The organism is Rosenbergiella sp. YN46 (assembly GCF_036620675.1).
Taxonomy (GTDB): Bacteria; Pseudomonadota; Gammaproteobacteria; order Enterobacterales; family Enterobacteriaceae; genus Jejubacter.
The window spans coordinates 67060-92202 of sequence record NZ_JAZHEE010000004.1; the positions used below are offsets into that span (position 1 = coordinate 67060).

The window sequence follows — 25143 nt, forward strand, 5'->3', positions numbered from 1 at the left end:
GCCACGCAGATGATTAAAGGCGTAATAATCCATCCACCGCTTTTAAGTGGTCTGGCCCGATGCGGCCATAAAACGCAGATACTGATTGCGGACGCCAATTATGCTTTCGTCACCCATGCGCCTGACAAGGCCCGGGTTATTTACCTGAATCTGGCGCCGGGCACCATTGGCAGTGTGGCGATTCTGGAAAAACTGCTGGCGGTGATTAATGTGGAACAGGCGATGATGATGGCCTGGCCGGAATCCTTTGTGAATACCGTCGCGCCAGCTTATCGCCAGCTGCTACCAGAGGGCTGTCCGGTCAGCTATCTTGAGCGCGATGCTTTCTATGAGCGCGTCAAAAACGATCGAACGCTACTGGTGTTGGCCAGCGGTGAAATGCGGCGCTTTGCGAATCTGCTGTTAACGGTTGGCCCCGTTACAGAAGAAGCATAGTCCGTTAGTCTTCGTCAAAACCAGCGTTAAACAGCGCGATAACGGCATTTAATGCTTCCTGCTCCTGGGGGCCGCTGGCTTCGATTTCGATGTGGCCGCCCTGAGCGGAATCCAGCATCAACAGGGCAATAACGCTGCTGGCTTCAGCTTCGATGCCGCTTTCATTACGCAGCAGCACTTCGGCGTCATAGCTTTGCACCAGCTCGAACAGCTTCATCGCCGGCCGGGCATGCATGCCCAGCCGGTTGGTGATTTCGACGGTTTGTCTGACGGTCATGTTTTTCGCTTTTCCAGAGTTCGATGGCGCGACTGTACGTTCTTGCCGCGAGAACGGAAATAGTCCGCCAGCTGTTCGGCGACATAGACCGAACGGTGTTTGCCTCCGGTACAACCGATGGCGACGGTCAGGTAGCTGCGGTTGTTGGTCTCCAGCATAGGCAGCCAGAGTTCCAGATAGCTGCGGGTCTGGTAGATAAAATTGTGGACTTCGGTATGCCTGTCGAGGAAGGCGGCAACGGGCTTATCCAGGCCGGTCATCGGGCGAAGTTTAGGATCCCAGTGCGGGTTCGGCAGGAAACGTACATCGAAGACGTAATCAGCGTCGATGGGAATGCCGTGCTTGAAGCCGAAGGACTCAAAGACCATGGTCAGCTCGCGCTCTCGCTTGCCCAGCAGCCGGGTACGCAGCATTTCCGCCAGTTCATGCACTGACATCTCTGAGGTATCGATAATCAGGTCGGCGCGGGAGCGCAGCGGCTCCAGCAGATCGCTTTCCCTGTCGATAGCGCTTTCCAGCGACAGGTTCTTACTGGAAAGCGGGTGCAGGCGGCGGGTATCGCTGTAACGGCGAATCAGCGTATTGCGATCGGCATCCAGGAACAGCAGCTGCGGCGAAAAAGCGCCAGGCAGGTTGTTCATCGCTCGCTCGAAGATTTCCGGCGATTCCGGCATGTTACGTACGTCGATACTGACCGCTGCTGAAATGCCGCGCTCCGCCAGCGTGTTGGCCAGTTCCGGTAGCAGCACGACCGGCAGATTATCGACACAGTAAAAGCCCATGTCTTCCAGCGCGCGCAGTGCCACGGACTTCCCTGAACCTGAGCGGCCGCTGACAATCATCAGCACCATGTGCAGTTTCTCCCCCCGTTAACCGGCTGCATCGCTGCGCAGCCGTGATTCCTGCCGGAATGTTTGTTATTCAGCATCCGGGTTTTCTTCAGTGATGATCTGATAAAGTTCTTCATCGCTTTGCGCTGCGCGCAGCCGGCGGCAGATGGTTTTGTCCGCCAGCCGTTTCGCCACCAGCGACAGCGTATGCAGATGCGTTTTGGTCTGATCCGCCGGAACCAGCAGTGCAAACAGCAGATCCACCGGTTGATTATCGATAGCATCGAAGGCGATGGGGGTCTCCAGTTTAATAAAGACGCCCACGGCGCGTTCAGTATCTTCTTCCAGCTTGCCGTGGGGAATGGCGATACCGTTTCCGATACCGGTACTTCCCATTTTTTCCCTGGTCAGAACTGCCTCAAACACGATCTGGGGGGCCAGTCCCAATTGTTTAGCAGCCAGTTCGCTGACTATCTCCAGCGCCCGCTTCTTACTCTGACACGGGACGCCACTTCGGGTACATTCCTGGTTAAGGACATTGCTCAGTTGCAGCGCTAAATCATTGTTCATCATAATTTCACCTAAGCCTTCTGCGGGAACGGCCCGCCGCAATGGCGAGCCGCACGGGTCACAGAAACGCCCGGACAATTAGTGTTGTTTCAGTTTATCTTTATGTTTGGTTAACTGCCGCGCCAGCTTGTCTACCAGGCCGTCAATGGCCGCATACATATCCTGAGCTTCCGCACTGGCGTGCAGCTCTCCGCCGTTGACGTGCAGCGTCGCATCCGCGACGTGGGAAACCTTTTCCACTTTCAACACAATATAGACCTGATTGATCCGATCAAAATACTGCTCCAGCTTGGCGAATTTAGGATTGATAAATTCACGCAATGCATCGGTGATTTCGACGTTTTGTCCAGTGATGTTGAGCTGCATAGTGTCTTCCTTATCTGTTGGGTCAGACCAGTTGTTTACGCTGGTTAGACGGAGGGATCGATAAAGACTCTCGGTACTTTGCGACGGTACGGCGCGCCACCATAATCCCCTGCTCGGAGAGCATGGCGGTGAGCTTGCTGTCGCTCAGTGGCTTGGCGGGATTTTCCGCAGCGATTAATTTCTTCACCAGCGCGCGGATCGCCGTAGAAGAGGCTTCGCCGCCTCCCTCGGTACTCACATGGCTGGAAAAGAAATACTTCAGCTCAAAAATCCCCCCCGGACTCTGGAGGTATTTTTGAGTGGTGACGCGTGAGATAGTGGATTCATGCATATCGACGGCCTGAGCGATATCAGCCAGCACCATCGGTTTCATATGCTCCTCACCATGCTCGAAAAAGGCCTGCTGCTGTTTCACAATACAGCGACTGACGCGCAGCAGGGTATCGTTGCGGCTCTCCAGGCTTTTAATCAGCCACTTTGCTTCCTGCAGATTACTGCGGATGAACTGGCTGTCGCTGTCGTTACGGGCATTGGTGCCCATGGCCGCATACTGCTGATTAATCTTCAGACGTGGAATGCTGTCGCTGTTAAGCTCCACTACCCAGCGCCCCTGGTGCTTGCGTACCAGCACGTCGGGGATAACATATTCCGGCTCGCTGGTTTGAATGGACTGGCCCGGACGCGGGTCGAGGGATTGAATCAGCCCAACGGCTTCTTTCAGGATATCTTCTTTAAGGCGTGTAACGCGCATCAGCGAGCGGAAGTCATGATTAGCCAGCAGATCGAGGTGATCGCTGACAATCAGGTGAGCCTCATGCAGGCGTGGGGTTTCCGGTGCGAACTGGGAAAGCTGGATCAGCAGGCATTCCCGCAGATCGCGAGCGGCGATGCCGACGGGATCAAAACGCTGAATGCGTTTGAGAACCGCCTCGACCTCTTCCAGGCTTACCTCTTCATCGCCCATGCCATCCAGGATGTCCTGAACCGTGACGGTGAGGTAACCGGTATCGTCGACAGCGTCGACAATAGAGGTGGCGATAGCGATATCGGTATCGGAGAAAGGCGTTAGTCCGACCTGCCACATCAGGTAGTCCTGAAGAGACTGGGTGGTTTCCCCCTGATAGATGGGAAGCTCATCGTCAACATAGTCAGTGCCGGTGCCTGAGGGCGTACCGGCGGTGTATATCTCGTCCCAGCTGGCGTCGAGCGGCAACTCTTCGGGCATGGAGTCCTGTTCCAGGGCATCCCGGCTGTCGAGCGTTTCGCTGTCGCCGTTTTCGCTGGTCGCAACTTCTTCGAGGGGATCGCTCTGTTCAAGCAGGGGGTTGCTTTCCAGCGCCTGGTTAAGCTCCTGCTGGAGTTCCAGCGTGGAGAGTTGCAACAGGCGGATTGCCTGTTGCAACTGGGGCGTCATGGCAAGCTGTTGGCTCAGCTTTAATTGCAAACCTTGCTTCATATTCAGAACAAGCTACCTCAGGTCAATGTGTCGATGAAACCGCGCGCCCGGTGGCGAGCGCGGCATCCAGTCCTTACCCTATCAGAGTCTGAACTCTTCCCCAAGATACACGCGTTTCACCTGGTCGTCCTTGAGGATCTCATCAGGTGTTCCATGGGCAATCAGGTGCCCCTGGCTGACGATATAAGCGCGTTCGCAGACGGCGAGCGTTTCACGGACGTTATGGTCGGTGATAAGCACCCCAAGGCCGCTGTCTCGCAGGTGTTCAATAATGCGTTTGATGTCGATGACCGAGATGGGATCGACCCCAGCGAAAGGTTCATCCAGCAGGATGAATTTGGGATTAGCCGCCAGCGCACGGGCGATTTCGACCCGTCGACGCTCCCCCCCGGAGAGGGACTGACCCAGGTTATCGCGCAGGTGTTCGATATGGAACTCTTCCATCAGCTCGTTGGCGCGGTCGGTGCGCTGTTCCGCCGACAGATCGTCGCGAATTTGCAGTACCGCCATCAGGTTATCGAAAACGCTCAGGCGCCGGAAAATAGAGGCCTCCTGAGGCAGATAACCGATGCCGCGGCGCGCACGGGCGTGCAGAGGCAGCAGGCTGATATCTTCATCGTCGATGATGATATTGCCGGCATCGCGCGGGACGATGCCCACCACCATGTAGAAGGTTGTGGTTTTACCGGCGCCATTAGGGCCGAGCAGACCGACGATTTCGCCAGACTCCACGGTCAGGCTGACATCTTCCACCACCTTTCGGCCTTTATAGGCCTTGGCGAGGTTCTTTGCAGTGAGTGTTGCCATACGAAATTAGTTACTCTTCTGGCCGGAATTGTTTTTATCCTGGAGCTGTGACGGAACCAGAACGGTTGTCACGCGTTTACCTTTCTCGCTGGAGGCCTGCATTTTCTGCTCCTTCACGAGGTAGGTTATCTTATCGCCCTTGATGTTGCTGTCGAGCTGCTCCAGATAAGCATTGCCGGTCAGGATGACGTAATCATTCTGGAGCTCGTAGCGCATTTTACTGCCGCGGCCTTTAACTGGTTTTCCGTTGTCCTGCATCTGGTAAAAAGTAGCGGGCTTACCATAGGCTTCCACCACCTCTTTGCCTTTTTCGCCGCCCGGGCGGGTGACTACCACTTTGTCGGCGTTGACCTTGATCGTACCCTGAGTCACCACCACATTGCCGGTAAAGGTCACCACATTGCCTTCCATATCCAGCGACTGCTGATCGGATTCAATATGGATAGGCTTATCGGTATCACCAGTAACCGCAAAGGCTGGAAGGGCGGCGGCCAAAAGCGTACCGGCCAGCAGGAGATTAAGGCTGTGTTTGTTTATTCTGGATTTCATATGAGGATCTAACCTTTTCAATCAGCTCGGCAGTTTTGCTGCGCAAATTTCCGCGCATCTTCAGGCCTTTAGAATTAAATGTGGTCCCGTACAGCGTGACGAGGTCATCGGAAGTAACATCCTGTGTCACAAGGTTTACCTGGGCGTTATCGGTCGTAATTTTACGCAATTGCGAATCTGGCGCCAGCGCGGTCACCACCACATTTCCGTACAGATACAGCATACGGTCTTTAGTCAGTTTGGCGCGATCGGCGCGAACTGACCAGGTTGCGGTTTTATTCGCATCGTTGGCGTCATAAACGGTCATCACTGGCAGAGTAAACCATGAAAGCTCGTCCGCAGAGAAATATTCCACGTGCTGAGCCACCAGCCGATAATTCAACGCCCCCGTAGGGTTGTAAACCACGGTGTCGGAATGCTCGCTCTTGTAGGTCGGCTCGTTGCTGTTTACGGCTTTAGGCTCAGCCTCGTCGAGGTCGGTCAGATTAATGCCGATCAGTACCAGTGCTACAATGGCCAGCCCGATAATGACCCAACGTTTCAGCTTACTCATAGGGATTGCCCTTTAGCCTCCTCCAGCTTGCCCTGCGCCAGCAGAAGCAGGTCGCACACTTCACGCACTGCACCGCGGCCGCCAGCAATACGGGTAACATAATCTGCGCGCGGCAGCAGCAGAGGATGGGCATCGGCAACGGCAACGCTTAGTCCCACTTCAGCCATGACCGGCCAGTCGATAAGATCGTCGCCGATGTATGCTACCTGGTCGGCCGTTAATGAGAGTTTATGCAACAGCGCCTGAAAGGCCAGCCGTTTATCTGACTGCCCCTGGTAAAGATGTGTAATGCCAAGGGTTTCGCAGCGATCTTCCAGCAGCTTCGCTTGACGGCCGGTGATAATCGCCACTTCGATATCGGAGGTGAGGGCACAGCGAATACCGTAGCCGTCGCGCACGTTAAACGCTTTCAGCTCTTCGCCGCTGTTGCCCATATAGATAAGGCCGTCGGACATCACGCCGTCGACATCGAGAATCAGCAGGCGAACGTTTTTCGCCCGATTCATTACCTGCGCGCTTACCGGGCCATAACAGGTGGCAAGCATTGCTTCCTGGTTGCTCATTACCGCTTATCCTTCGTTACACCACGCCTGCGCGCAGTAAGTCATGCATATGTAACACACCGAGTAACTTGTCGCCATCGGCAACCATCACCGAAGTGATATGGCGGCTCTGCATCAGGTTGAGCGCGTCCACCGCCAGGGTGTCGGGGCGTACGCGAATGCCGCCAGTGGTCATGACGTCGGTGATATTCAGTTTATAAAGATCGACGCCGGTATCGAAGACACGGCGCAGGTCGCCGTCGGTGAAGATGCCTTCGATGGTCATATCTTCGTCGCAGACAACCGTCATGCCCAGATTTTTGCGCGTGATCTCCAGCAGGGCATCGCGCAGAGTCGCCCGTTTGCTGACCCGGGGGATTTCGTCACCGGTGTGCATAATATCGTTAACCCGCAGTAGCAGCTTGCGCCCCAGCGCGCCGCCTGGGTGAGAGAGGGCGAAGTCTTCAGCGGTGAAGCCGCGGGCTTTCAGTAACGCCACCGCCAGGGCATCGCCCATGACCAGTGTGGCAGTGGTACTGGTGGTCGGCGCCAGCCCCAGCGGGCAGGCTTCCTGCGACACTTTAATGCACAGATGGACATCAGCGGCGCGGCCCATAGCGCTTTCCGGGCGGCCGGAGATACAGATAAGCGGCACTCGCAGGCGCTTCAGCACCGGGATAAGCGCCAGGATCTCGCTGGATTCGCCGGAGTTAGAGATAGCAACGACCACATCCTGCGCCGTCACCATGCCCAGATCGCCATGGCTGGCTTCGCCGGGATGGACGAAGAAAGAAGGCGTACCGGTGCTGGCGAAAGTGGCCGCCATCTTACGGCCGATATGGCCTGATTTGCCCATGCCCATCACCACGATTTTTCCGGGGCAGTGGAATATCAGTTCGCAGGCGCGCGTGAAGTCCTCATTGATATACTGCGTCAGTTGATTGATCCCTTCACGTTCGATCTCCAGCACCTCTTTACCCGCTTGCTGAAAGTCGAAACCGGGTGGTATAGCAATCTGCGACATAATCTTTTCCAGTTATTCAACGAGACGAGGGGCCGTGATAAACAGCACCGTCATCCATACAAAAAATCCACAGGTTAACAGGGCACCTACCGTGCGTCCGATATGGCGCTTCTTACGCCAGCACAGCAGGGCGAACAGTGCGCTGACTAACAGCATCAGGCCATAGTCCCGAACGATGGCCTGAGGGTCAAAGACACCGGGCGAGAGCAGTGCCGGCAGCCCAAGCACGATGGCGATATTAAAAATGTTAGCGCCAATGATATTCCCGATGGCGATATCGCCCTCGCCTTTACGTGCGCCTGCAATCACGGTCGCCAGCTCGGGCAGGCTGGTGCCGACGGAGACGATCGTCAGCCCCGGCAGCAGCTCGCTCACCGAAAAGGCGTTAGCCAGAACGGTCGCGTTATCAATCACCATTCGGGTCGCGACTGGAATAATCAGCAGCGCGACGCCCAACCAGAGAAAAGCCACCGGCTGGTTTGCGCCGCGCGGTAACTCCAGTATTTGCTCATTAGTCAGAGGATCGTTACCCTGACGTTGGGCGAGACGGGCAATCTTAACGGTAAACAGCAAATAAAGCACGGCGGTTGCCAGCAATATCACGCCATCCAGTCGGCTCAGGTTGCCGTCATACAGCAAAAAACCACACAGAACGCTAAGCGCTAACATTAAGGGTAACTCGCGGCGCAGAATATCGGAATGCACGGTAAAAGGGTGCAGCAGCGCCCCAAGGCCCAGTATCAGCAATATATTGGTGATATTGGATCCCAGCGCCGTTCCAACAGCCAGATCCAACTGGCCGTGTAGCCCCGCTGCCGCCGAGACGATAATCTCCGGCAGGGAAGTGCCGATACTGACGACGGTAAGGCCAATAATCAGCGGCGGAACGCCCAGACTCTGGCCAAGAATCGACGCGGCAAACACTAACCGATCCGCGCCGTAAACAACCAGCAATAAACCAATGATTAACAGAGCCGTAGCTAAAAGCATGCAGAATCCTCAAGGAAGGTATAATCGCCGGTCCATTGGCTGGAAACCCCGGGCGCGCATACAGTTCTGTGTTAGTTGCGTTTAATTCTTAATTTTGACTTTTAGAAGGACAAAAGTAAAACAAATGCCAGCTTTAGCTAACCTCCCGCGTTATTCTTCTGTAAGAATGCAGGGTTTTGGTGCGTGCTCTGTAACAGAGCGAATCTTATGCGTAAACAGGAACTCTAATAGATGAGCCAGACGCAGACGAATCTGGTCGAGGTGCGGGGAGTCAGCTTCTCGAGAGGGGAGCGGCGTATTTTTGACGATGTTACGCTTTTCGTACCCCGAGGGAAGATTACGGCGATAATGGGCCCTTCCGGTATCGGTAAAACGACGCTGTTGCGCCTGATCGGCGGTCAGATCCAACCGGATGCCGGAGAGATTCTTTTCGACGGAGAAAACATACCCGCCATGTCGCGTTCGCGGCTTTATCAGGTGCGTAAGCGGATGAGTATGTTGTTCCAGTCCGGGGCGCTTTTTACCGATCTCACCGTATTCGAAAACGTGGCATGGCCGCTGCGCGAACATACCCGATTGCCGGAGCCGCTGCTGCACAGCACGGTGATGATGAAGCTGGAAGCCGTCGGGCTGCGCGGCGCGGCGTCGCTGATGCCCTCCGAACTGTCCGGCGGTATGGCGCGTCGGGCCGCGCTGGCGCGCGCCATCGCGCTGGAACCGGATCTAATCATGTTCGATGAGCCTTTTGTGGGCCAGGATCCCATTACCATGGGCGTGCTGGTGAAGCTTATCTCCGAGCTGAACAGTTCGTTGGGCGTCACCTGCATCGTGGTATCTCACGACGTGCCGGAGGTGCTGAGTATCGCCGATCATGCCTGGATTGTGGCCGATCGGCGAGTAGTGGCTGAAGGCTCGCCCCAGTCGCTTGCCGATAATCAGGATCCCCGGGTGCGTCAGTTTCTGGACGGCATTGCCGATGGCCCCGTGCCGTTCCGCTATCCCGCCGGGGATTACCAACACGATTTAACTGGAACAGGGAGTTGAGCCGCTCATGCTTCTGAATGCACTGGCGTCGTTCGGCCGTCGCGGAATAGAAATCTGCGCCGCGTTTGGTCGCGCCGGGTTAATGTTGTTTAACGCGCTGGTGGGCAAGCCGGAGTTCCGTAAACACGCCCCATTGCTGGTTAAACAACTCTATAACGTCGGCGTGCTGTCGTTGATGATCATCATCGTTTCCGGGCTGTTTATCGGGATGGTTCTGGGGCTTCAGGGCTATCTGGTGCTGACTACCTACAGTGCGGAAACCAGTCTTGGCATGATGGTGGCGCTGTCGCTGCTGCGCGAACTGGGGCCGGTGGTCACGGCGCTGCTGTTCGCCGGACGCGCCGGTTCGGCCTTAACGGCGGAGATTGGCCTGATGAAGGCGACCGAGCAGCTCTCCAGCATGGAGATGATGGCGGTGGATCCGCTGCGCAGGGTGGTTTCGCCGCGCTTCTGGGCTGGCATTATTTCGCTGCCGCTGCTGTCGATCATTTTTGTGGCCGTCGGGATTCTGGGCGGTGCGCTGGTGGGCGTGACCTGGAAAGGTATCGACGCCGGCTTTTTCTGGTCTGCCATGCAGAACGCGGTCGACTGGCGTATGGATCTGGTGAACTGCGTGATTAAGAGCGTGGTGTTTGCCGTAACCGTAAGCTGGATTGCGCTGTTTAACGGCTACGATGCGGTGCCTACCTCCGCGGGAATTAGCCGGGCTACCACGCGTACCGTCGTGCATGCGTCACTGGCGGTACTGGGTCTGGATTTTGTGCTGACGGCACTGATGTTTGGGAATTAAGTGAATGCAAACCAAGAAATCTGAAATCTGGGTCGGCGCGTTTTTATTGATAGCGCTGGTGGCCGCCGTTTTTCTGTGCCTGAAGGTGGCAAACGTTACTGCGCTGAACAGCGAACCGACTTATCGCCTCTATGCGACCTTCGATAATATCGGTGGCCTGAAAGAGCGTTCGCCGATCCGTATTGGTGGGGTCACTATTGGTCGGGTGCACGATATCTCCCTTGACCCGAAAAGCTACCTGCCGCGGGTCGCGATGGATATTGAACAGCGCTATAACCATATCCCGGATACCAGCTCGCTGGCGATTCGCACTTCCGGACTGCTGGGTGAGCAGTACCTGGCCCTGAATGTCGGTTTTGAGGATCCGGAGCTGGGAACCGCTATTCTTAAGGATGGTGATACCATTCAGGACACCAAATCGGCGATGGTGCTGGAGGATCTGATCGGTCAGTTCCTGTATAAGAGCAACAGCGACGATAATAAGAATTCGGATGATGGCGATAAGGCCGCTACCGAAGATAATGGAACACAGCCGCAAACCGGCACGACGAAGTAATTCAGGAGAAAATTCAATGCTTAAACGTATATTAATGGTCGCCATGCTGGTGATTGCGCCGCTGGCAACGGCGGCGGCAGCGGATATGTCCAACCCTTATCAGGTCATGAACGAAGCGGCGAAAAAGACCTTTGATCGTCTGAAGAACGAACAGCCGAAGATTCGTCAGAATCCAGACTACCTGCGTCAGGTAGTCGATCAGGAACTGCTGCCCTATGTCCAGGTAAAATATGCCGGTGCGCTGGTGCTGGGCCGCTATTATAAAGAAGCCACGCCGGCACAGCGTGAAGCTTACTTCGCCGCGTTTCGTGAATATCTGAAGCAGGCTTACGGCCAGGCGCTGGCAATGTACCACGGTCAGACCTACCAGGTCGCACCTGAAAAGCCGCTGGGCGATGCCACCATCGTACCGATCCGCGTCACCATTATCGATCCGAATGGCCGTCCGCCGGTACGCCTGGACTTTCAGTGGCGTAAGAATACCCAGAGTGGCAAGTGGCAGGCTTACGATATGATCGCTGAAGGCGTCAGCATGATCACCACCAAACAGAACGAGTGGAGTGATTTGCTGCGTACTAAAGGTATCGACGGTCTGACCGCGCAGCTGAAATCTATCTCCCGGCAGAAAATCACGCTGGACGAGAAGAAGTAATGTCCGCATTGCTGCGCTGGTCGCGTCAGGACGAGACGCTGAACCTGGAAGGTGTTCTGGAAGAAGAAACGCTGCGTGAGCTGTGGGACGCGCGAGCGGAAGCAAGCCAGGGCCTGAGTCATATTGCCCTGCAAAGTCTGGAACGGGTGGATACCGCTGGGCTGGCGCTGCTGGTACATCTGGTAGCCATGGCGAGTGCTTCCGGGCAGTCGGTGACGATTGGCGGCGCCAGCCCCAGTTTGCGAACCCTGGCCCGGCTCTATAATTTGCCGTCTACGGCTTTTCCTTCAGACAGCCTCTAGTTTTCAGCACTTTACCTCGCGGCCCGGATGATTGTTACAATCCGGGCCGTTTTGCCTGTTTAAGCGTGCGCCACTTTCCACTAAGATGTGGGGCTGTTTTGACTATCCGACGAAGTGAACCCATGGAAAATCATGAAATTCAGACAGTGTTGATGAACGCACTGCCCCTTCAGGAAGCCCACGTCTCCGGTGACGGCAGCCACTTTCAGGTTATCGCGGTGGGTGACCTGTTCGCCGATATGAGTCGCGTGAAGAAACAGCAGGCCGTTTATGCGCCGCTGATGGAGCTGATTGCCGAGAACCGCATCCACGCGGTCTCTATTAAGGCTTATACCCCACAGGAATGGGAACGCGACCGTAAACTAAACGGCTTTTAAGCTATGGGCGTAGCGCCGGTAGCAGAGATTGAATAATAGAGAACTGTTGAATGGATAAGTTTCGTGTACAGGGGCCGACCCGGCTGAGCGGGGAAGTGGCGATTTCCGGAGCGAAAAACGCGGCCCTGCCGATTTTGTTCGCGGCCCTGCTGGCGGAAGAGCCGGTAGAGATTCAGAATGTTCCAAAACTCAGGGACATCGATACCACTATGAAGCTGCTCAGCCAGCTGGGCACCAAAGTGGAGCGTAATGGGTCTGTCTGGATCGATGCCAGCAAGGTCAACATTTTCTGTGCCCCTTACGAACTGGTGAAAACCATGCGTGCTTCTATCTGGGCCCTGGGGCCACTGGTGGCACGCTTTGGTCAGGGGCAGGTTTCGCTGCCCGGCGGTTGCGCTATCGGCGCTCGTCCTGTGGATCTGCATATCAGCGGTCTGGAGCAGTTGGGCGCTGAAATCAAACTGGAAGAAGGCTACGTTAAGGCATCGGTTGATGGTCGTCTGAAAGGAGCCCATATCGTGATGGATAAGGTCAGCGTTGGCGCTACCGTAACCATCATGACCGCAGCCACCCTGGCGGAAGGCACCACCGTGATTGAAAACGCGGCGCGTGAGCCGGAAATTGTCGATACCGCCAATTTCCTGAATGAGCTGGGCGCGAAAATCACTGGTATGGGGAGCGATCGCATCACCATTGAAGGGGTTGAACGACTGGGCGGTGGCGTATGGCGCGTACTGCCGGATCGTATTGAAACCGGTACCTTCCTGGTGGCGGCAGCGGTATCTGGCGGTAAGGTGATGTGCCGCAATGCCTGCCCGCACACGCTGGATGCGGTGCTGGCCAAGCTGCGCGAAGCCGGCGCTGATATCGAAACCGGTGAAGACTGGATAAGTCTGGATATGCACGGCAAGCGTCCGAAAGCAGTGAACGTGCGTACTGCGCCGCACCCGGGATTCCCGACCGATATGCAGGCGCAGTTTACGCTGCTGAATATGGTGGCTGAAGGCACCGGCGTCATCACCGAGACCATTTTTGAAAACCGCTTTATGCACGTACCTGAACTGATCCGTATGGGCGCACACGCGGAGATCGAAAGCAACACCGCTATCTGCCACGGCGTGGAGCATCTGTCCGGGGCCCAGGTGATGGCAACCGATCTGCGTGCCTCTGCGAGCCTGGTGCTGGCAGGCTGTATCGCCGAAGGCGCTACGATTGTGGAGCGGATCTACCATATCGATCGCGGTTACGAACGTATTGAAGACAAGCTGCAGGCATTGGGGGCCCGAATTGAACGCGTCTCCGGTGAAGAATAATCGCTAAGGCGAATTCAAAAACGGGGCCTGACGGCCCCGTTTTTGTTTAGCGCTGGCGGATACACCGGGTTCTGTCGATAAACTCGTGGGTGATGGGATCGTGATAGCGCGATGGCCAGATTACCCACGGATCGGTGCCCAGCGCTTCGGCGATCAGCCGCTCACCTTTCGGCCACGGCCGGGTTAGGGCGTTGGCAAGCGTAGATGAGCTAAGCCCGGCGCCGCGTGAAACCGCCGCCAGTGACGTTCCCTTCTTGCGTAGTGCGGCAATAATATCGGCAGAGTGCCAGTCGACGTATTGGTTTTTCATTCCTTTCTCCCTGTCAGCAGAATGTGTCATAGCTCCGGTGACTTCATTGCCTCCTGTTTATAACATAAACGGTTATCAATGGTTCCAGTATGTTTCTAAAACGCGCTGAAATGTGGCCTGATGCACAGAGGGAAATGAAACGAGTGAAAACCCGCGTCGGGCGACGCGGGAGAAAATCAGTGGTTGCGCTGTACGGCGATATGCGCCAGCGCAATCAGAGCGTCACGGTGAGGCGTATCAGGCAGAACGGCGAGGGCGGCGATGGCTTTATCGGCTTCTTCCTCTGCCCGTAGGCGAGTCCACTCCAGCGAGCCGCAGGCGGCCATGGTTTCCAGTACCGGTTCCAGTAAATGACGCCCGTTGCCTTCTTCAATGGCGTTACGAATCATCAGGGCCTGTTCCGGCGTGCCGTTATGCATGGCGTGCAGCAGAGGCAGCGTTGGTTTGCCTTCGTTCAGATCGTCGCCGACATTCTTGCCCAGGGTTTCTCCGTCGGCGCTGTAATCCAGCAGATCGTCAATCAGCTGGAAAGCGGTACCCAGATAGCGGCCGTAATCCTGCAGCGCTTTTTCCTGTTCTGGCGTGGCGCCGGCCAGAATCCCCGCGCACTGACTGGCCGCTTCAAACAGGCGGGCGGTTTTGCTGTAGATGACCCGCATATAGCTTTCTTCGGTAATGTCGGGATCGTTAACGTTCATCAACTGCAAGACTTCGCCTTCCGCGATGACGTTGACCGCCTCGGACATCACCTCCAGCACCTTTAGCGACCCCAGGCGGGTCATCATCTGGAAGGCGCGGGTATAGATAAAATCGCCCACCAGCACGCTGGCAGCGTTACCAAAAGCGGCATTGGCTGTCGCTTTACCGCGGCGCATATCGGACTCATCCACCACATCGTCATGCAGCAGGGTGGCTGTGTGGATAAACTCAATCAACGCCGCGGTCGTAATGTGCGCGTCTCCCTGATAGTCGAGCGCCCGGGCAGAGAGTACGGCTATCATAGGGCGAATGCGTTTTCCGCCACCGCTAATGATGTAGTACCCTAACTGATTGATAAGCTGAACATCAGTGTTGAGTTGCTCAAGGATGACTGCGTTGACACCCGCCATATCTTGCGCGGTTAACTGATTAATATTCTCTAAATTCATCGCAAAAATCTGGCTATCGTCCTGTTGACCACACATCCCTACGGGATAACGTAATGGGGAATCGTATACTCAATTACTCAGATTGTACCGTAAAAACGCGGCAGATAAACGGCGCCGTCGCAGTTGCGTTTTTTTTCTGTGCAGAGCGTCGATCGGGCTTGTCAAAGCCTCACTATTTGCGTAATATTCGCGCCCTATTGTGAATATTTGTAGCGCAGCCTGAATCAAAGAAAGGCCAGCGCGGAAAGCGGAGTTTTTTATGTACGCAGTTTTCCAAAGTGGTGGTAAACAACACCGAGTAAGCGAAGGTCAGACCGTTCGCCTGGAAAAGCTGGACATCGCAACTGGTGAATCCGTTGAATTCAACGAAGTTCTGATGGTTGCTGATGGCGAAGATGTCAAAATCGGCGTTCCTTTCGTTGATGGCGGCGTAATCAAGGCTGAAATCATTGCTCATGGTCGCGGCGAGAAAGTTAAGATCGTTAAGTTCCGTCGTCGTAAACATCACCGTAAGCAGCAGGGTCACCGTCAGTGGTTCACTGATGTGAAGATCACTGGCATCAGCGCTTAATACAGGGGAGCAGGTAAAATGGCACACAAAAAGGCTGGCGGCTCAACTCGTAACGGTCGCGATTCAGAAGCAAAACGTCTGGGCGTAAAGCGCTTTGGCGGTGAAGCAGTTCTGGCTGGTAGCATCATCGTTCGTCAGCGTGGCACCAAGTTCCATGCCGGCACCAACGTTGGTTGCGGCCGTGACCACACTCTGTTCGCTTTGACTGACGGTAAAGTTAAGTTCGAAGTGAAAGGCCCGAAAAACCGTAAATTTATCAGCATCGTCGCTGAATAAGTTTTTCGAGTCCCGGTAACGGATAGAGCCCCGCAACACGTTGCGGGGCTTTTTATTATTCTGGGGCAGGCACGACGGAGAGAGAGTGCGATGAAACAGCAGGCTGGCATCGGTTTCGTTCTGGCTATCATCACTGCGATGTGCTGGGGCGCGTTACCGATAGCCATGAAGCAGGTGCTGGAGGTTATGGATCCTCCGACGGTGGTGTTTTATCGTTTCCTGATGGCAGGGATTGGGCTGGCCCCCATTCTGGCGATGCGCGGTCAACTACCGCCGATGCGAATGTTTCGTAAACCGCGCTGGCTGGGACTGCTGGCGATAGCAACCGGCGGTTTGTTTGGCAACTTTATCCTGTTCAGCTCCTCACTTCAGTATCTGAACCCCACCGCCTCCCAGGTGATTGGCCAGCTTTCGCCGGTCGGGCTGATGGCGGCAAGCGTTGTGGTGCTTAAAGAGAAGATGCGCGGCACCCAGGTGGTGGGGGCGCTGATGCTGTTGAGCGGGCTAATTATGTTTTTCAACACCAGTCTGGTGGAGATTTTCACCCGGCTCACGGATTACACCTGGGGGGTAATTTTTGGTGTTGGGGCCGCCTGTTCGTGGGTGTGCTATGGCCTGGCCCAAAAAGTTCTGCTGCGCCGTCTGGCGTCACAGCAGATTTTATTATTGCTGTATATTTTGTGTACAATGGCGTTATTGCCGTTGGCCAGCCCCGGCGTCATTATGCAGCTTGATAGCTGGCAGTTCGCCTGTCTTATTTTTTGCGGGCTGAATACGCTGGTGGGCTATGGCGCGCTGGCGGAAGCCATGGCGCGCTGGCAGGCGGCGCAGGTTAGCGCTTTGATTACGTTGACGCCGCTGTTTACGCTGCTGTTTTCTGAATTGTTGTCACTCGCCTGGCCCCTGGTCTTCGACAGACCTATGCATAATTTGCTGGCGCTGGTGGGGGCTTTCGTCGTGGTATCGGGCGCGATGTATTCCGCTATCGGTCACCGTCTCTGGGGCGGTTTACGTAAGCATGACGCGGCGGTGGCGATGCCCACCACCCGCCCGGGCGAATGAGTTACGGAGAAGTAAGATGAAGTTTGTTGATGAAGCGAAGATTCTGGTCGTCGCGGGCGATGGCGGTAACGGCTGCGTCAGTTTCCGCCGCGAAAAATACATCCCGAAAGGGGGCCCGGACGGGGGCGATGGGGGAGACGGGGGCGATATCTGGCTGGAAGCCGATGAGAACCTGAACACCCTGATCGACTATCGCTTTGAAAAAGCGTTCCGCGCCGAACGTGGTCAGAATGGCCAGAGCCGGGACTGTACCGGCAGGCGTGGTAAAGACGTTTCCATTAAAGTGCCGGTAGGCACCCGGGTGACCGATCAGGGCACCGGCGAAGTGATGGGCGATATGACCAGGCACGGTCAGCGCCTGATGGTCGCTAAAGGCGGCTGGCATGGCCTGGGCAATACTCGCTTTAAATCTTCGGTTAACCGTACCCCACGTCAGAAGACTAACGGTACGCCGGGCGAGAAGCGCGATCTGCTGCTGGAGCTGATGCTGCTGGCGGATGTCGGTATGCTGGGTCTGCCTAATGCCGGTAAATCCACCTTTATCCGTTCGGTTTCCGCGGCCAAGCCGAAAGTGGCTGACTATCCGTTTACCACCCTGGTACCAAGCCTGGGCGTGGTGCGTATGGACAGCGAAAAGAGCTTTGTGGTGGCGGACATCCCGGGGCTAATCGAAGGCGCTGCGGAAGGCGCGGGTCTGGGGATCCGCTTTCTGAAGCATCTGGAGCGTTGCCGGGTGCTGCTGCATCTGATCGATATCGCTCCCATCGACGAGTCCGATCCGGTAGAAAACGCCCGGGTAATCATCAGCGAGCTGGAGAAATACAGCAGCAAGCTGGCTGAAAAACCGCGCTGGCTGGTGTTTAACAAAGTCGATCTGATGGACAGAGCAGAAGCGCAAGCGAAGGCTCAGGAAATTGCCGATGCGCTTGGCTGGGAAGGTAAACACTACCTGATCTCCGCAGCCAGCCACGACGGCGTCAACGCGCTGTGCTGGGATGTGATGAACTTCATCATCGAGAACCCGGTTCATAAAGAAGAAGATGAAAAGCAGCCTGAGAAAGTGGAATTCATGTGGGATGACTACCATCGTCAGCAACTGGAAGAGGCCAGCAGTGAAGAAGATGACGACTGGGACGATGACTGGGATGAAGACGACGACGAAGGCGTAGAAATTATCTACGAGCGCTGATAGTCGTGGAAAACGCCCCGGGTTCATCATCTTCTCTCGTGCCGGGAGAGGATGAGAATAAGGGGCGTTTTGTTAATCGATATGAGCGGGCAGCCAGCAGCCTGCTTCCAGGCCTGAGCGATCGCGACGGTTTTCCAGGATAATTTTTCCCCGGTGAAGCTGCACGATACGCTGAATAATGCTTAACCCAAGCCCGCTACCGCCGTAGCGTTGATCGAGGCGGCGAAACGGCTCGGTAATTTTCAGTTGGTGCTCTTCATCAATGCCCGGCCCTTCGTCGATCACCGTGAGTCGCGTTCCTTCCTGCGCCTGACTCAGTCGTACCTCGATCGTTCCGCCTTCAGGCCCGTAACGGCAGGCATTCTCCAGCAGATTGCGCAGCATCAGGCGCAGCAGTACCGCATCGCCTTCCGCCATCAGCGGCGAGGCCATCGGCCAGAGAATGCGCTGCTGGCGCTGCAGCGCCATCTCTTCAGCCTCCATGCTCAGCGGAGCGATAATATCGTTGCGCCAGTTAATGGTGGCGTAGTGGCCGCTGGCCAGCGCCTGGCCGGCTCGTGACAGCATCAGCAACTGACCAACGGTATGCATCAAACGGTCGATACGTTCAATCAGCAGGTCGGCCTTGGGCATTCCCTGCTGCTCCAGCAGTTCCAGATGCAGGCGGATGCCCGCCAGCGGCGTGCGGAGCTCATGAGCGGCGTCGGCGGTGAACAGGCGCTCCTGCTGAATGGTGCTGTCCAGGCGCGCCAGTAGCTGATTGATGGAGGTGGTGACGGCCGCGACCTCCTCCATATCGGTATACATCGGCAGCGGTGAAAGATTATCGGCTGAGCGGCTGGCGAGACTGCTGCGCAGGCGGTTCAGCGGACGGGTGATCCAGCTCACGGCCCAGAACGAAAAGAACAGGGTAAAACTCACCATTACCAGCGAAGGCACCAGCAGTGAAGCGATGGCCTCGTGGATCTCTTTTTCCACATGCTGGTTGCGCGTCTGCGCCGACAGCGTTTCGTTAACCAGAAAGCCGATTTGCTCCTGGCTTTCGTGCCACAGCCAGATCACGCTGACCAACTGAAAGAACAGCAGAATCGCCGCCAGCATAATCATCAGACGGCGGCGCATACTATTCACTGCGCTTTCTCCAGCCGATAGCCAACGCCGCGTACTGTTTTTATCCGCTCTTTACCCAGTTTGCGGCGTAAATTATGGATATGCACTTCCAGCGTGTTTGAGCCGGGGTCATCCTGCCAGCTGTAGATATCCTGTTGAAGCGTTTCGCGGTGTACCGTTTGACCGACCCGCATAATCAGGCGGCACAGCAGGGCGAACTCTTTGGGGGTGACCTCCACCGACTGACCACTCAATAGCACCTGCTGGGTTTGCAGATTCAGGGTAAGATCGTCCTGCTGCAGCAGATTGTCACTGTGCCCTTGCCAGCGACGAATCAGCGCCCGCACCCTGGCCTGAAGCTCAGTTAGCGCGAAGGGCTTTACCAGATAGTCGTCGGCCCCGGCATCCAGCCCCTGGACTCTGTCTTCCAGGGTGTCACGGGCGGTCAGAATCAGCACCGGATTATTGGTGCCGCGGCGTCGCCACTGGTTTAACAGCGTCGCGCCGTCTTTATCCGGCAGGCCGAGATCGAGGATAACCAGGCTGTACTCACCGCTCTGAATCAGCGCGTCCGCTTCGGCGGCGCTGGCTGCACAGTCCAGGGCGTAACCTTCGTTGCCCAGTGCCTGGGACAGCCCCTGTTGCAGCAGCAAATCATCTTCGACAATGAGGAGTTTCATAATTAGTTATTCCGGTAGATATCCTTATAAAGCCGCCCTTCGAAGCGGGACAAAGGAATACGACGATTGCGGTAATCCTCCGGCGGTACGGCGTAACCGGACAGGAACTGGACAAACGCCATCTTCTGGCCGCTGGCGGTAGTAATAAAGCCTGCCAGGTTATAGACCCCCTGCAACGAGCCGGTCTTGGCGGAAACCTTACCGTTTACTCCGGCGATATCCAGGCCGGCGCGATACTGCAGCGAACCGTCGTGACCCGCCAGCGGCAGCATAGAAATAAAGTTCAGCTCGCTGTCGTGGGCGGCAATATATTGCAACACTTTCATCATGGTGGCGGGCGCAATCAGATTATGGCGCGACAGACCGGAGCCATCCACCAGAATCGTGTTGCCCAGATCGATATCCGCCTTCTGGCGCAGCAGCTGACGTACCGCGTCGGCGCCGGCGCGCCAGGTGCCCTGAACCCCGAAATACTCACGACCGATGGTACGGAAAACGGTATCGGCTATCATATTATCGGACTTCTTCAACATAATACGCAGCAGATCGTGCAGTGGCGGCGAATTCACGCTGGCAATCACGGTGCCTGGCGCTTCCGGTCTGGTTTGTCGCATCAGGGAGCCGTCGTAACTGATGCCTGCGGTTTTTAGCTCGTCTTTGATAATCGCTCCGGCATAGCCGGCACCGTCCTGAATGGCGAAGGCAAGTGGCAAGGGATCGCTGCGTTGCGACAGGCAGCCGGTCAGGGTGTAGCGGTTAAGATCGCCAGGTACCACGTCCAGTTCGCAGTAACGGGCATCCGCCGACCCGCGGGCCAGGGTGCGAACCTGGCTGAAGACCGTCACCGGATAATAGGAGGCGATGCGGACAAACGCCGTGTCGTTGGGCTTCGGCGCGCTATAGAGCGAGACGGAAAAGCAGTTGCGATCGATAATGGTGGCAGAGGGCGGTGCGCTAAAGCACTGGGTCATATCGTTCCATGGCCAGCCCGGCGCTTTATCGTGGCTGGTAAAGACCGAGGTGTCGATCAGGATATTACCGCTAATCCGCCGTACGCCCTCTTTTTTTAGCGCCGTCACCATATTGCGGATGCTCTGGCGGCGCAGCGTGGGATCGCCGCTAAAGCGCGCGATCAGATCCCCCTGAAGTACGCCATCTTTCACATCGCCGCGGCGCTCCAGCGTGGTGGTGAAGCGGTAATCCGGCCCCAGCTGTAACAGGGCCGCCAGCGCGGTAATCACCTTCTGGGTACTGGCCGGCAGCGCCATCTGCTGGCCGTGATAATCCAGGGTTGGCGTACTGGCTCCTACCTTCTGAACCTGTAGCGCCAGGTTGCTTCCTGCAGGAAGCTGTTGAATGTATTCATCCACACTGGCAGCCTGGGCGCTCAGTGTAAAAATGCTGGTCAACCCGATTATAAAACTGGAAAATCGCATAAATCTCGCGGTTACGGCCTGGAAACGTGCCCGTCATACTACGGTGCATTGCACCGCAAAGTAAACGATGACCCCCGGGGAACTTCCGGGTAAAATGGGTATCAAATAGAAAAATTATCACTGACCCGGGGTTTTCCCCCGGGTCGGTTTTCTTTTGTTTCTTTCCCGGCTAAAAAGTGGGATTTCCGGGCAGACGTTAGCGCCGACTGCGGTGTGTCGATCCCAACAGGACAGTTTTAAGAGGTATAAGAAATGCAACCTATTCCGATGACTTTACGTGGTGCAGAAAAACTTCGCGAAGAGCTGGATCACCTGAAATCCGTCCGCCGCCCTGAGATTATTGCGGCGATTGCAGAAGCGCGTGAGCATGGCGATCTGAAAGAGAACGCGGAATACCACGCGGCTCGCGAACAGCAGGGGTTCTGTGAAGGGCGCATTAAGGATATTGAAGGCAAGCTCTCTAACGCTCAGATTATCGACGTGACGAAAATGCCGAATAACGGTCGCGTTATCTTCGGCGCCACGGTCACCATTCTCAATCTTGATAGTGACGAAGAGCAGTGCTACCGCATAGTGGGCGATGATGAGGCTGACATTAAGCTGAATCTTATCTCCGTCAACTCTCCGATCGCTCGTGGACTGGTAGGTAAAGAAGTGGATGATGTGGTGGTGATTAAAACACCCGGCGGCGAAGTTGAGTATGAAATCGTTAAGGTCGAATACCTTTGATTTCTGCTACGCTTGAGTAAGCGATGTCAGATTGTAAAGATAAGAAAAAGGCCGCATTGCGGCCTTTTAACAACTGAGGGGGCGTGGCATTTTGCACACACTCCGGCAAGAAATCGCCGTTTCTGGCAGTTCACAGCAGCCCGAAACTGAGAGGATTCTTAGCGAGGAAGAGAAATTTTGCGCTCTTCAGAGGGACGATACAGCACAAGGGTTTTACCGATGACCTGGATATTGCAGGCGCCGGTCTCCCGCACGATAGCATCCACAATCAGGGCCCGGGTATCGCGATCTTCTGCGGCAATCTTCACCTTGATTAACTCATGATGCGCCAGCGCTTGTTCAATCTCGGCCAGTACCCCCTCGGTCAAACCATTACCGCCAAGCTGGACGACAGGCTTAAGCGGATGTGCCAGACCTTTCAGGTGCTGTTTTTGTTTAGTACTCAGATTCATCGTGTTTTTTACTTACATTGGGATTGAAAACGGGCCATTCTACCGCCATCTCCCATTGAGAGTATAGCTAAGCTAACGCAGTTTTTTTGAGCAGCGGCTTTACGATGAACCCGGATGGAATGCGAAATGACAGGTAAAAAGCGTTCTGCCAGCTCCAGCCGCTGGCTTCAGGAACACTTTAGCGATAAATATGTTCAACAGGCACAGAAAAAGGGGTTACGCTCCCGAGCCTGGTTTAAACTTGATGAAATACAGCAAAGTGACAAACTTTTTAAGCCGGGAATGACCGTGGTCGATCTTGGCGCCGCCCCCGGAGGCTGGTCGCAATATGTTGTGACTCAGATCGGGGGCAAGGGCCGCATCATCGCTTGCGATCTTTTACCTATGGATCCTATCGTTGGTGTGGACTTTCTCCAGGGCGACTTTCGTGATGAATTAGTCGTGAATGCGCTAATGGAGCGTGTGGGCGATAGTCAGGTTCAGGTTGTCATGTCAGATATGGCGCCAAACATGAGCGGGACTCCGGCAGTTGATATTCCCCGCGCCATGTATTTGGTCGAACTGGCGCTCGAAATGTGTCGTGATGTGCTGGCACCGGGCGGAAGTTTTGTAGTGAAAGTTTTTCAGGGCGAAGGTTTCGATGAGTACCTGCGGGAAATTCGCTCCCTGTTTACGAAAGTGAAAGTTCGTAAACCGGACTCTTCTCGTGCCCGTTCACGCGAAGTGTACATTGTAGCGACCGGGCGTAAACTATAGTACCCTGACGCTGTTTGTTAACGCAGTTGTAATATGAGGTTAATCCCTTGAGTGACATGGCGAAAAACCTAATACTCTGGCTGGTCATCGCAGTCGTGCTGATGTCAGTATTCCAGAGCTTTGGGCCCAGCGAGTCAAATGGCCGTAGGGTGGACTACTCTACCTTCCTGCAAGAGGTCAATCAGGACCAGGTTCGCGAAGCGCGTATCAACGGACGTGAGATCAACGTTACCAAGAAAGATAGTAACCGATACACGACTTATATCCCCATCAACGATCCCAAACTGCTCGACAGCCTGGTAACCAAGAATGTAAAAGTGGTTGGTGAACCGCCGGAAGAGCCGAGCCTGCTGGCTTCCATCTTTATTTCCTGGTTCCCGATGCTGCTGCTTATCGGGGTTTGGATCTTCTTTATGCGCCAGATGCAGGGCGGCGGCGGTAAAGGCGCCATGTCATTCGGTAAGAGTAAGGCGCGGATGTTGACCGAAGACCAAATCAAAACCACCTTTGCCGACGTTGCGGGCTGCGACGAGGCTAAAGAAGAGGTGGGGGAGCTGGTTGAGTATCTGCGCGAGCCAAGCCGTTTTCAGAAACTGGGCGGTAAAATTCCTAAAGGCGTGCTGATGGTGGGCCCGCCGGGAACCGGTAAAACTCTGCTGGCGAAAGCGATCGCCGGCGAAGCGAAGGTGCCGTTCTTTACTATTTCGGGTTCCGACTTCGTCGAAATGTTCGTCGGTGTGGGTGCGTCTCGTGTACGTGACATGTTCGAACAGGCGAAGAAAGCGGCACCCTGCATTATCTTTATCGATGAGATCGATGCCGTGGGCCGCCAGCGTGGCGCTGGCCTTGGCGGTGGTCATGATGAGCGCGAGCAGACCCTGAACCAGATGCTGGTTGAGATGGACGGCTTCGAAGGTAATGAAGGTATCATCGTTATCGCTGCGACTAACCGCCCGGACGTTCTGGATCCGGCGTTGCTGCGTCCTGGTCGTTTCGATCGCCAGGTTGTTGTGGGGCTGCCGGATGTGCGCGGTCGTGAACAGATCCTGAAGGTGCATATGCGCCGCGTGCCGCTGGCGACCGATATCGATGCGGCGATTATCGCTCGCGGTACTCCGGGCTTCTCCGGTGCCGATCTGGCTAACCTCGTCAACGAAGCGGCGTTGTTCGCCGCTCGCGGTAACAAACGCGTGGTGTCAATGGTGGAATTTGAGAAGGCGAAGGATAAGATCATGATGGGTGCGGAACGTCGCTCCATGGTGATGACCGAAGCCCAGAAGGAGTCCACGGCATATCATGAAGCAGGCCATGCCATTATTGGCCGCCTGGTACCGGAACACGATCCGGTTCACAAAGTGACGATTATTCCACGCGGTCGCGCACTGGGGGTGACCTTCTTCCTGCCGGAAGGTGATGCCATCAGCGCCAGCCGTCAGAAACTGGAAAGCCAGATCTCCACGCTCTACGGCGGCCGTCTGGCGGAAGAGATTATCTACGGGCCGGAGCATGTCTCTACCGGCGCCTCCAACGACATTAAAGTTGCCACCAATCTGGCGCGCAACATGGTTACCCAGTGGGGCTTTTCCGAGAAGCTGGGGCCACTGCTGTATGCGGAAGAGGAAGGCGAAGTCTTCCTGGGCCGTAGCGTCGCGAAAGCGAAGCATATGTCGGATGAGACAGCACGTATTATCGACCAGGAAGTGAAGGCGATGATTGAGCGCAACTACAACCGCGCTCGCCAGATTCTGAACGATAATATGGATATTCTTCATGCGATGAAAGACGCGCTAATGAAGTACGAAACCATTGATGCTCCGCAGATAGACGATCTGATGGCGCGTCGGGAAGTTCGTCCGCCAGCGGGCTGGGAAGATCCTAACGCAGGCGATTCCGGCAGCAGCACCGGCAGCAATGGTACACCGCGTCCGACTGACGAGCCGCGTGGCCCGACGCCGGGCAACACCGTGTCAGAGCAGACCGGCGACAAATAA

Annotated in this window: 32 protein-coding genes; 15 read left to right on the forward strand and 17 right to left on the reverse strand. The window is 55.7% G+C overall.

What is annotated here, in order from left to right; translation table 11 throughout:
- Positions 1–9: 9 nt before the first annotated feature.
- A complete protein-coding gene (locus V3W49_RS05095; protein ID WP_500144101.1) occupies positions 10–435 on the forward strand; it encodes an RbsD/FucU domain-containing protein in 426 nt (141 codons plus the stop codon).
- 4 nt (positions 436–439) lie between these two features.
- Here the strand turns inward: V3W49_RS05095 and npr are convergent, their stop codons facing one another.
- The 11 genes from npr to V3W49_RS05150 form a co-directional block, all read right to left on the reverse strand.
- Positions 440–712 carry a PTS phosphocarrier protein NPr gene (npr, locus tag V3W49_RS05100; RefSeq protein WP_500144102.1) on the reverse strand — a complete coding sequence of 91 codons (273 nt, stop codon included), beginning with the start codon at positions 710–712 and terminating at the stop codon, positions 440–442.
- Entirely contained in the window at positions 709–1563 is an 855-nt protein-coding gene (gene rapZ / locus V3W49_RS05105) for an RNase adapter RapZ (RefSeq protein ID WP_500144104.1), read from the reverse strand. The genes npr and rapZ overlap by 4 nt, the downstream gene beginning before the upstream one ends.
- Positions 1564–1629: 66 nt before the next feature.
- Entirely contained in the window at positions 1630–2115 is a 486-nt protein-coding gene (ptsN, locus tag V3W49_RS05110; RefSeq protein ID WP_500144105.1) for a PTS IIA-like nitrogen regulatory protein PtsN, read from the reverse strand.
- Between the two features lie 75 nt (positions 2116–2190).
- Positions 2191–2478, reverse strand: coding sequence for a ribosome hibernation promoting factor (gene hpf, locus V3W49_RS05115; protein WP_500144107.1), 288 nt, complete (start codon positions 2476–2478; stop codon positions 2191–2193).
- A gap of 22 nt (positions 2479–2500) precedes the next feature.
- Positions 2501–3934, reverse strand: coding sequence for an RNA polymerase factor sigma-54 (gene rpoN, locus V3W49_RS05120; protein WP_500144108.1), 1434 nt, complete (start codon positions 3932–3934; stop codon positions 2501–2503).
- Positions 3935–4015: 81 nt separating this feature from the next.
- On the reverse strand, positions 4016–4741 hold the full coding sequence (lptB, locus tag V3W49_RS05125; protein WP_138094258.1) for an LPS export ABC transporter ATP-binding protein: 726 nt from the start codon (positions 4739–4741) through the stop codon (positions 4016–4018).
- Between the two features lie 6 nt (positions 4742–4747).
- The gene (gene lptA, locus V3W49_RS05130) at positions 4748–5290 is read right to left on the reverse strand and encodes a lipopolysaccharide ABC transporter substrate-binding protein LptA (protein ID WP_500144110.1); all 543 of its coding nucleotides are present in this window, start codon (positions 5288–5290) and stop codon (positions 4748–4750) included.
- Positions 5259–5843 carry an LPS export ABC transporter periplasmic protein LptC gene (lptC, locus tag V3W49_RS05135; RefSeq protein ID WP_500144111.1) on the reverse strand — a complete coding sequence of 195 codons (585 nt, stop codon included), beginning with the start codon at positions 5841–5843 and terminating at the stop codon, positions 5259–5261. The genes lptA and lptC overlap by 32 nt, the downstream gene beginning before the upstream one ends.
- The gene (gene kdsC, locus V3W49_RS05140) at positions 5840–6406 is read right to left on the reverse strand and encodes a 3-deoxy-manno-octulosonate-8-phosphatase KdsC (protein ID WP_500144112.1); all 567 of its coding nucleotides are present in this window, start codon (positions 6404–6406) and stop codon (positions 5840–5842) included. Before kdsC ends, lptC begins: the two co-directional genes overlap by 4 nt.
- A 16-nt stretch (positions 6407–6422) precedes the next feature.
- The gene (gene kdsD / locus V3W49_RS05145) at positions 6423–7409 is read right to left on the reverse strand and encodes an arabinose-5-phosphate isomerase KdsD (RefSeq protein WP_500144114.1); all 987 of its coding nucleotides are present in this window, start codon (positions 7407–7409) and stop codon (positions 6423–6425) included.
- Positions 7410–7421: 12 nt separating this feature from the next.
- Positions 7422–8399, reverse strand: a complete 978-nt coding sequence (locus V3W49_RS05150; RefSeq protein ID WP_500144115.1) for a calcium/sodium antiporter — start codon at positions 8397–8399, stop codon at positions 7422–7424.
- Between the two features lie 231 nt (positions 8400–8630).
- Between V3W49_RS05150 and mlaF the strand changes: the two genes are divergently transcribed.
- The 7 genes from mlaF to murA all read left to right on the forward strand — a co-directional run bounded on the left by mlaF (position 8631) and on the right by murA (position 13433).
- Positions 8631–9443, forward strand: a complete 813-nt coding sequence (gene mlaF, locus V3W49_RS05155; protein WP_500144117.1) for a phospholipid ABC transporter ATP-binding protein MlaF — start codon at positions 8631–8633, stop codon at positions 9441–9443.
- 7 nt (positions 9444–9450) lie between these two features.
- Positions 9451–10233 carry a lipid asymmetry maintenance ABC transporter permease subunit MlaE gene (gene mlaE / locus V3W49_RS05160; protein WP_500144118.1) on the forward strand — a complete coding sequence of 261 codons (783 nt, stop codon included), beginning with the start codon at positions 9451–9453 and terminating at the stop codon, positions 10231–10233.
- 4 nt (positions 10234–10237) lie between these two features.
- Complete coding sequence (gene mlaD, locus V3W49_RS05165) at positions 10238–10789, forward strand: outer membrane lipid asymmetry maintenance protein MlaD (protein WP_500144120.1); 552 nt, start codon at positions 10238–10240, stop codon at positions 10787–10789.
- Positions 10790–10805: 16 nt separating this feature from the next.
- The gene (gene mlaC / locus V3W49_RS05170; protein WP_500144122.1) at positions 10806–11441 is read left to right on the forward strand and encodes a phospholipid-binding protein MlaC; all 636 of its coding nucleotides are present in this window, start codon (positions 10806–10808) and stop codon (positions 11439–11441) included.
- Positions 11441–11743: a lipid asymmetry maintenance protein MlaB gene (gene mlaB, locus V3W49_RS05175; protein WP_500144123.1), complete on the forward strand. Its 303-nt coding sequence runs from the start codon at positions 11441–11443 to the stop codon at positions 11741–11743. Before mlaC ends, mlaB begins: the two co-directional genes overlap by 1 nt.
- Before the next feature lie 122 nt (positions 11744–11865).
- Positions 11866–12120 (forward strand): BolA family iron metabolism protein IbaG, encoded by a 255-nt coding sequence (gene ibaG, locus V3W49_RS05180; protein ID WP_138094235.1) that lies wholly within the window; start codon positions 11866–11868, stop codon positions 12118–12120.
- Between the two features lie 50 nt (positions 12121–12170).
- Complete coding sequence (murA, locus tag V3W49_RS05185; RefSeq protein WP_500144125.1) at positions 12171–13433, forward strand: UDP-N-acetylglucosamine 1-carboxyvinyltransferase; 1263 nt, start codon at positions 12171–12173, stop codon at positions 13431–13433.
- A 46-nt stretch (positions 13434–13479) separates the two neighbouring features.
- Here the strand turns inward: murA and sfsB are convergent, their stop codons facing one another.
- Both sfsB and ispB read right to left on the reverse strand, forming a co-directional pair.
- Positions 13480–13743 carry a DNA-binding transcriptional regulator SfsB gene (sfsB, locus tag V3W49_RS05190; RefSeq protein ID WP_500144126.1) on the reverse strand — a complete coding sequence of 88 codons (264 nt, stop codon included), beginning with the start codon at positions 13741–13743 and terminating at the stop codon, positions 13480–13482.
- Between the two features lie 176 nt (positions 13744–13919).
- The gene (ispB, locus tag V3W49_RS05195) at positions 13920–14891 is read right to left on the reverse strand and encodes an octaprenyl diphosphate synthase (protein ID WP_500144127.1); all 972 of its coding nucleotides are present in this window, start codon (positions 14889–14891) and stop codon (positions 13920–13922) included.
- 259 nt (positions 14892–15150) lie between these two features.
- Here ispB and rplU point away from each other — a divergent pair, with 259 nt between their 5' ends.
- The 4 genes from rplU to cgtA all read left to right on the forward strand — a co-directional run bounded on the left by rplU (position 15151) and on the right by cgtA (position 17989).
- Positions 15151–15462, forward strand: coding sequence for a 50S ribosomal protein L21 (rplU, locus tag V3W49_RS05200; protein WP_138094227.1), 312 nt, complete (start codon positions 15151–15153; stop codon positions 15460–15462).
- An 18-nt stretch (positions 15463–15480) separates the two neighbouring features.
- On the forward strand, positions 15481–15738 hold the full coding sequence (gene rpmA, locus V3W49_RS05205; RefSeq protein WP_002434222.1) for a 50S ribosomal protein L27: 258 nt from the start codon (positions 15481–15483) through the stop codon (positions 15736–15738).
- 90 nt (positions 15739–15828) lie between these two features.
- A complete protein-coding gene (locus tag V3W49_RS05210) occupies positions 15829–16800 on the forward strand; it encodes a DMT family transporter (RefSeq protein WP_500144128.1) in 972 nt (323 codons plus the stop codon).
- 16 nt (positions 16801–16816) lie between these two features.
- Positions 16817–17989: an Obg family GTPase CgtA gene (gene cgtA, locus V3W49_RS05215; RefSeq protein WP_500144130.1), complete on the forward strand. Its 1173-nt coding sequence runs from the start codon at positions 16817–16819 to the stop codon at positions 17987–17989.
- A 72-nt stretch (positions 17990–18061) separates the two neighbouring features.
- Here cgtA and pmrB read toward each other — a convergent pair whose 3' ends face one another.
- From pmrB to dacB, 3 genes are read right to left on the reverse strand one after another with little or no spacing between them, the layout of a single operon-like run.
- Complete coding sequence (pmrB, locus tag V3W49_RS05220) at positions 18062–19120, reverse strand: two-component system sensor histidine kinase PmrB (RefSeq protein ID WP_500144132.1); 1059 nt, start codon at positions 19118–19120, stop codon at positions 18062–18064.
- The gene (pmrA, locus tag V3W49_RS05225; RefSeq protein WP_500144134.1) at positions 19117–19779 is read right to left on the reverse strand and encodes a two-component system response regulator PmrA; all 663 of its coding nucleotides are present in this window, start codon (positions 19777–19779) and stop codon (positions 19117–19119) included. The genes pmrB and pmrA overlap by 4 nt, the downstream gene beginning before the upstream one ends.
- Positions 19780–19781: 2 nt before the next feature.
- Entirely contained in the window at positions 19782–21215 is a 1434-nt protein-coding gene (dacB, locus tag V3W49_RS05230) for a serine-type D-Ala-D-Ala carboxypeptidase (RefSeq protein ID WP_500144136.1), read from the reverse strand.
- Between the two features lie 252 nt (positions 21216–21467).
- Here dacB and greA point away from each other — a divergent pair, with 252 nt between their 5' ends.
- Positions 21468–21944: a transcription elongation factor GreA gene (gene greA / locus V3W49_RS05235; protein ID WP_500144137.1), complete on the forward strand. Its 477-nt coding sequence runs from the start codon at positions 21468–21470 to the stop codon at positions 21942–21944.
- A 158-nt stretch (positions 21945–22102) separates the two neighbouring features.
- Here greA and yhbY read toward each other — a convergent pair whose 3' ends face one another.
- Positions 22103–22396, reverse strand: a complete 294-nt coding sequence (gene yhbY / locus V3W49_RS05240) for a ribosome assembly RNA-binding protein YhbY (protein WP_500144138.1) — start codon at positions 22394–22396, stop codon at positions 22103–22105.
- A 126-nt stretch (positions 22397–22522) separates the two neighbouring features.
- Between yhbY and rlmE the strand changes: the two genes are divergently transcribed.
- Together rlmE and ftsH are read left to right on the forward strand one after the other, a co-directional pair.
- Positions 22523–23152 (forward strand): 23S rRNA (uridine(2552)-2'-O)-methyltransferase RlmE, encoded by a 630-nt coding sequence (rlmE, locus tag V3W49_RS05245; protein ID WP_500144139.1) that lies wholly within the window; start codon positions 22523–22525, stop codon positions 23150–23152.
- A gap of 56 nt (positions 23153–23208) precedes the next feature.
- Positions 23209–25143 (forward strand): ATP-dependent zinc metalloprotease FtsH, encoded by a 1935-nt coding sequence (gene ftsH, locus V3W49_RS05250; RefSeq protein ID WP_500144140.1) that lies wholly within the window; start codon positions 23209–23211, stop codon positions 25141–25143.

What these genes read in the sequence shown, in the direction of transcription:
- V3W49_RS05095 (WP_500144101.1), top strand. Translation starts at nt 10, where the DNA reads ATGATTAAAGGCGTAATAATCCATCCACCGCTTTTAAGTGGTCTGGCC.
- npr (WP_500144102.1), bottom strand. Translation starts at nt 712, where the DNA reads ATGACCGTCAGACAAACCGTCGAAATCACCAACCGGCTGGGCATGCAT.
- rapZ (WP_500144104.1), bottom strand. Translation starts at nt 1,563, where the DNA reads ATGGTGCTGATGATTGTCAGCGGCCGCTCAGGTTCAGGGAAGTCCGTG.
- ptsN (WP_500144105.1), bottom strand. Translation starts at nt 2,115, where the DNA reads ATGATGAACAATGATTTAGCGCTGCAACTGAGCAATGTCCTTAACCAG.
- hpf (WP_500144107.1), bottom strand. Translation starts at nt 2,478, where the DNA reads ATGCAGCTCAACATCACTGGACAAAACGTCGAAATCACCGATGCATTG.
- rpoN (WP_500144108.1), bottom strand. Translation starts at nt 3,934, where the DNA reads ATGAAGCAAGGTTTGCAATTAAAGCTGAGCCAACAGCTTGCCATGACG.
- lptB (WP_138094258.1), bottom strand. Translation starts at nt 4,741, where the DNA reads ATGGCAACACTCACTGCAAAGAACCTCGCCAAGGCCTATAAAGGCCGA.
- lptA (WP_500144110.1), bottom strand. Translation starts at nt 5,290, where the DNA reads ATGAAATCCAGAATAAACAAACACAGCCTTAATCTCCTGCTGGCCGGT.
- lptC (WP_500144111.1), bottom strand. Translation starts at nt 5,843, where the DNA reads ATGAGTAAGCTGAAACGTTGGGTCATTATCGGGCTGGCCATTGTAGCA.
- kdsC (WP_500144112.1), bottom strand. Translation starts at nt 6,406, where the DNA reads ATGAGCAACCAGGAAGCAATGCTTGCCACCTGTTATGGCCCGGTAAGC.
- kdsD (WP_500144114.1), bottom strand. Translation starts at nt 7,409, where the DNA reads ATGTCGCAGATTGCTATACCACCCGGTTTCGACTTTCAGCAAGCGGGT.
- V3W49_RS05150 (WP_500144115.1), bottom strand. Translation starts at nt 8,399, where the DNA reads ATGCTTTTAGCTACGGCTCTGTTAATCATTGGTTTATTGCTGGTTGTT.
- mlaF (WP_500144117.1), top strand. Translation starts at nt 8,631, where the DNA reads ATGAGCCAGACGCAGACGAATCTGGTCGAGGTGCGGGGAGTCAGCTTC.
- mlaE (WP_500144118.1), top strand. Translation starts at nt 9,451, where the DNA reads ATGCTTCTGAATGCACTGGCGTCGTTCGGCCGTCGCGGAATAGAAATC.
- mlaD (WP_500144120.1), top strand. Translation starts at nt 10,238, where the DNA reads ATGCAAACCAAGAAATCTGAAATCTGGGTCGGCGCGTTTTTATTGATA.
- mlaC (WP_500144122.1), top strand. Translation starts at nt 10,806, where the DNA reads ATGCTTAAACGTATATTAATGGTCGCCATGCTGGTGATTGCGCCGCTG.
- mlaB (WP_500144123.1), top strand. Translation starts at nt 11,441, where the DNA reads ATGTCCGCATTGCTGCGCTGGTCGCGTCAGGACGAGACGCTGAACCTG.
- ibaG (WP_138094235.1), top strand. Translation starts at nt 11,866, where the DNA reads ATGGAAAATCATGAAATTCAGACAGTGTTGATGAACGCACTGCCCCTT.
- murA (WP_500144125.1), top strand. Translation starts at nt 12,171, where the DNA reads ATGGATAAGTTTCGTGTACAGGGGCCGACCCGGCTGAGCGGGGAAGTG.
- sfsB (WP_500144126.1), bottom strand. Translation starts at nt 13,743, where the DNA reads ATGAAAAACCAATACGTCGACTGGCACTCTGCCGATATTATTGCCGCA.
- ispB (WP_500144127.1), bottom strand. Translation starts at nt 14,891, where the DNA reads ATGAATTTAGAGAATATTAATCAGTTAACCGCGCAAGATATGGCGGGT.
- rplU (WP_138094227.1), top strand. Translation starts at nt 15,151, where the DNA reads ATGTACGCAGTTTTCCAAAGTGGTGGTAAACAACACCGAGTAAGCGAA.
- rpmA (WP_002434222.1), top strand. Translation starts at nt 15,481, where the DNA reads ATGGCACACAAAAAGGCTGGCGGCTCAACTCGTAACGGTCGCGATTCA.
- V3W49_RS05210 (WP_500144128.1), top strand. Translation starts at nt 15,829, where the DNA reads ATGAAACAGCAGGCTGGCATCGGTTTCGTTCTGGCTATCATCACTGCG.
- cgtA (WP_500144130.1), top strand. Translation starts at nt 16,817, where the DNA reads ATGAAGTTTGTTGATGAAGCGAAGATTCTGGTCGTCGCGGGCGATGGC.
- pmrA (WP_500144134.1), bottom strand. Translation starts at nt 19,779, where the DNA reads ATGAAACTCCTCATTGTCGAAGATGATTTGCTGCTGCAACAGGGGCTG.
- dacB (WP_500144136.1), bottom strand. Translation starts at nt 21,215, where the DNA reads ATGCGATTTTCCAGTTTTATAATCGGGTTGACCAGCATTTTTACACTG.
- greA (WP_500144137.1), top strand. Translation starts at nt 21,468, where the DNA reads ATGCAACCTATTCCGATGACTTTACGTGGTGCAGAAAAACTTCGCGAA.
- yhbY (WP_500144138.1), bottom strand. Translation starts at nt 22,396, where the DNA reads ATGAATCTGAGTACTAAACAAAAACAGCACCTGAAAGGTCTGGCACAT.
- rlmE (WP_500144139.1), top strand. Translation starts at nt 22,523, where the DNA reads ATGACAGGTAAAAAGCGTTCTGCCAGCTCCAGCCGCTGGCTTCAGGAA.
- ftsH (WP_500144140.1), top strand. Translation starts at nt 23,209, where the DNA reads ATGGCGAAAAACCTAATACTCTGGCTGGTCATCGCAGTCGTGCTGATG.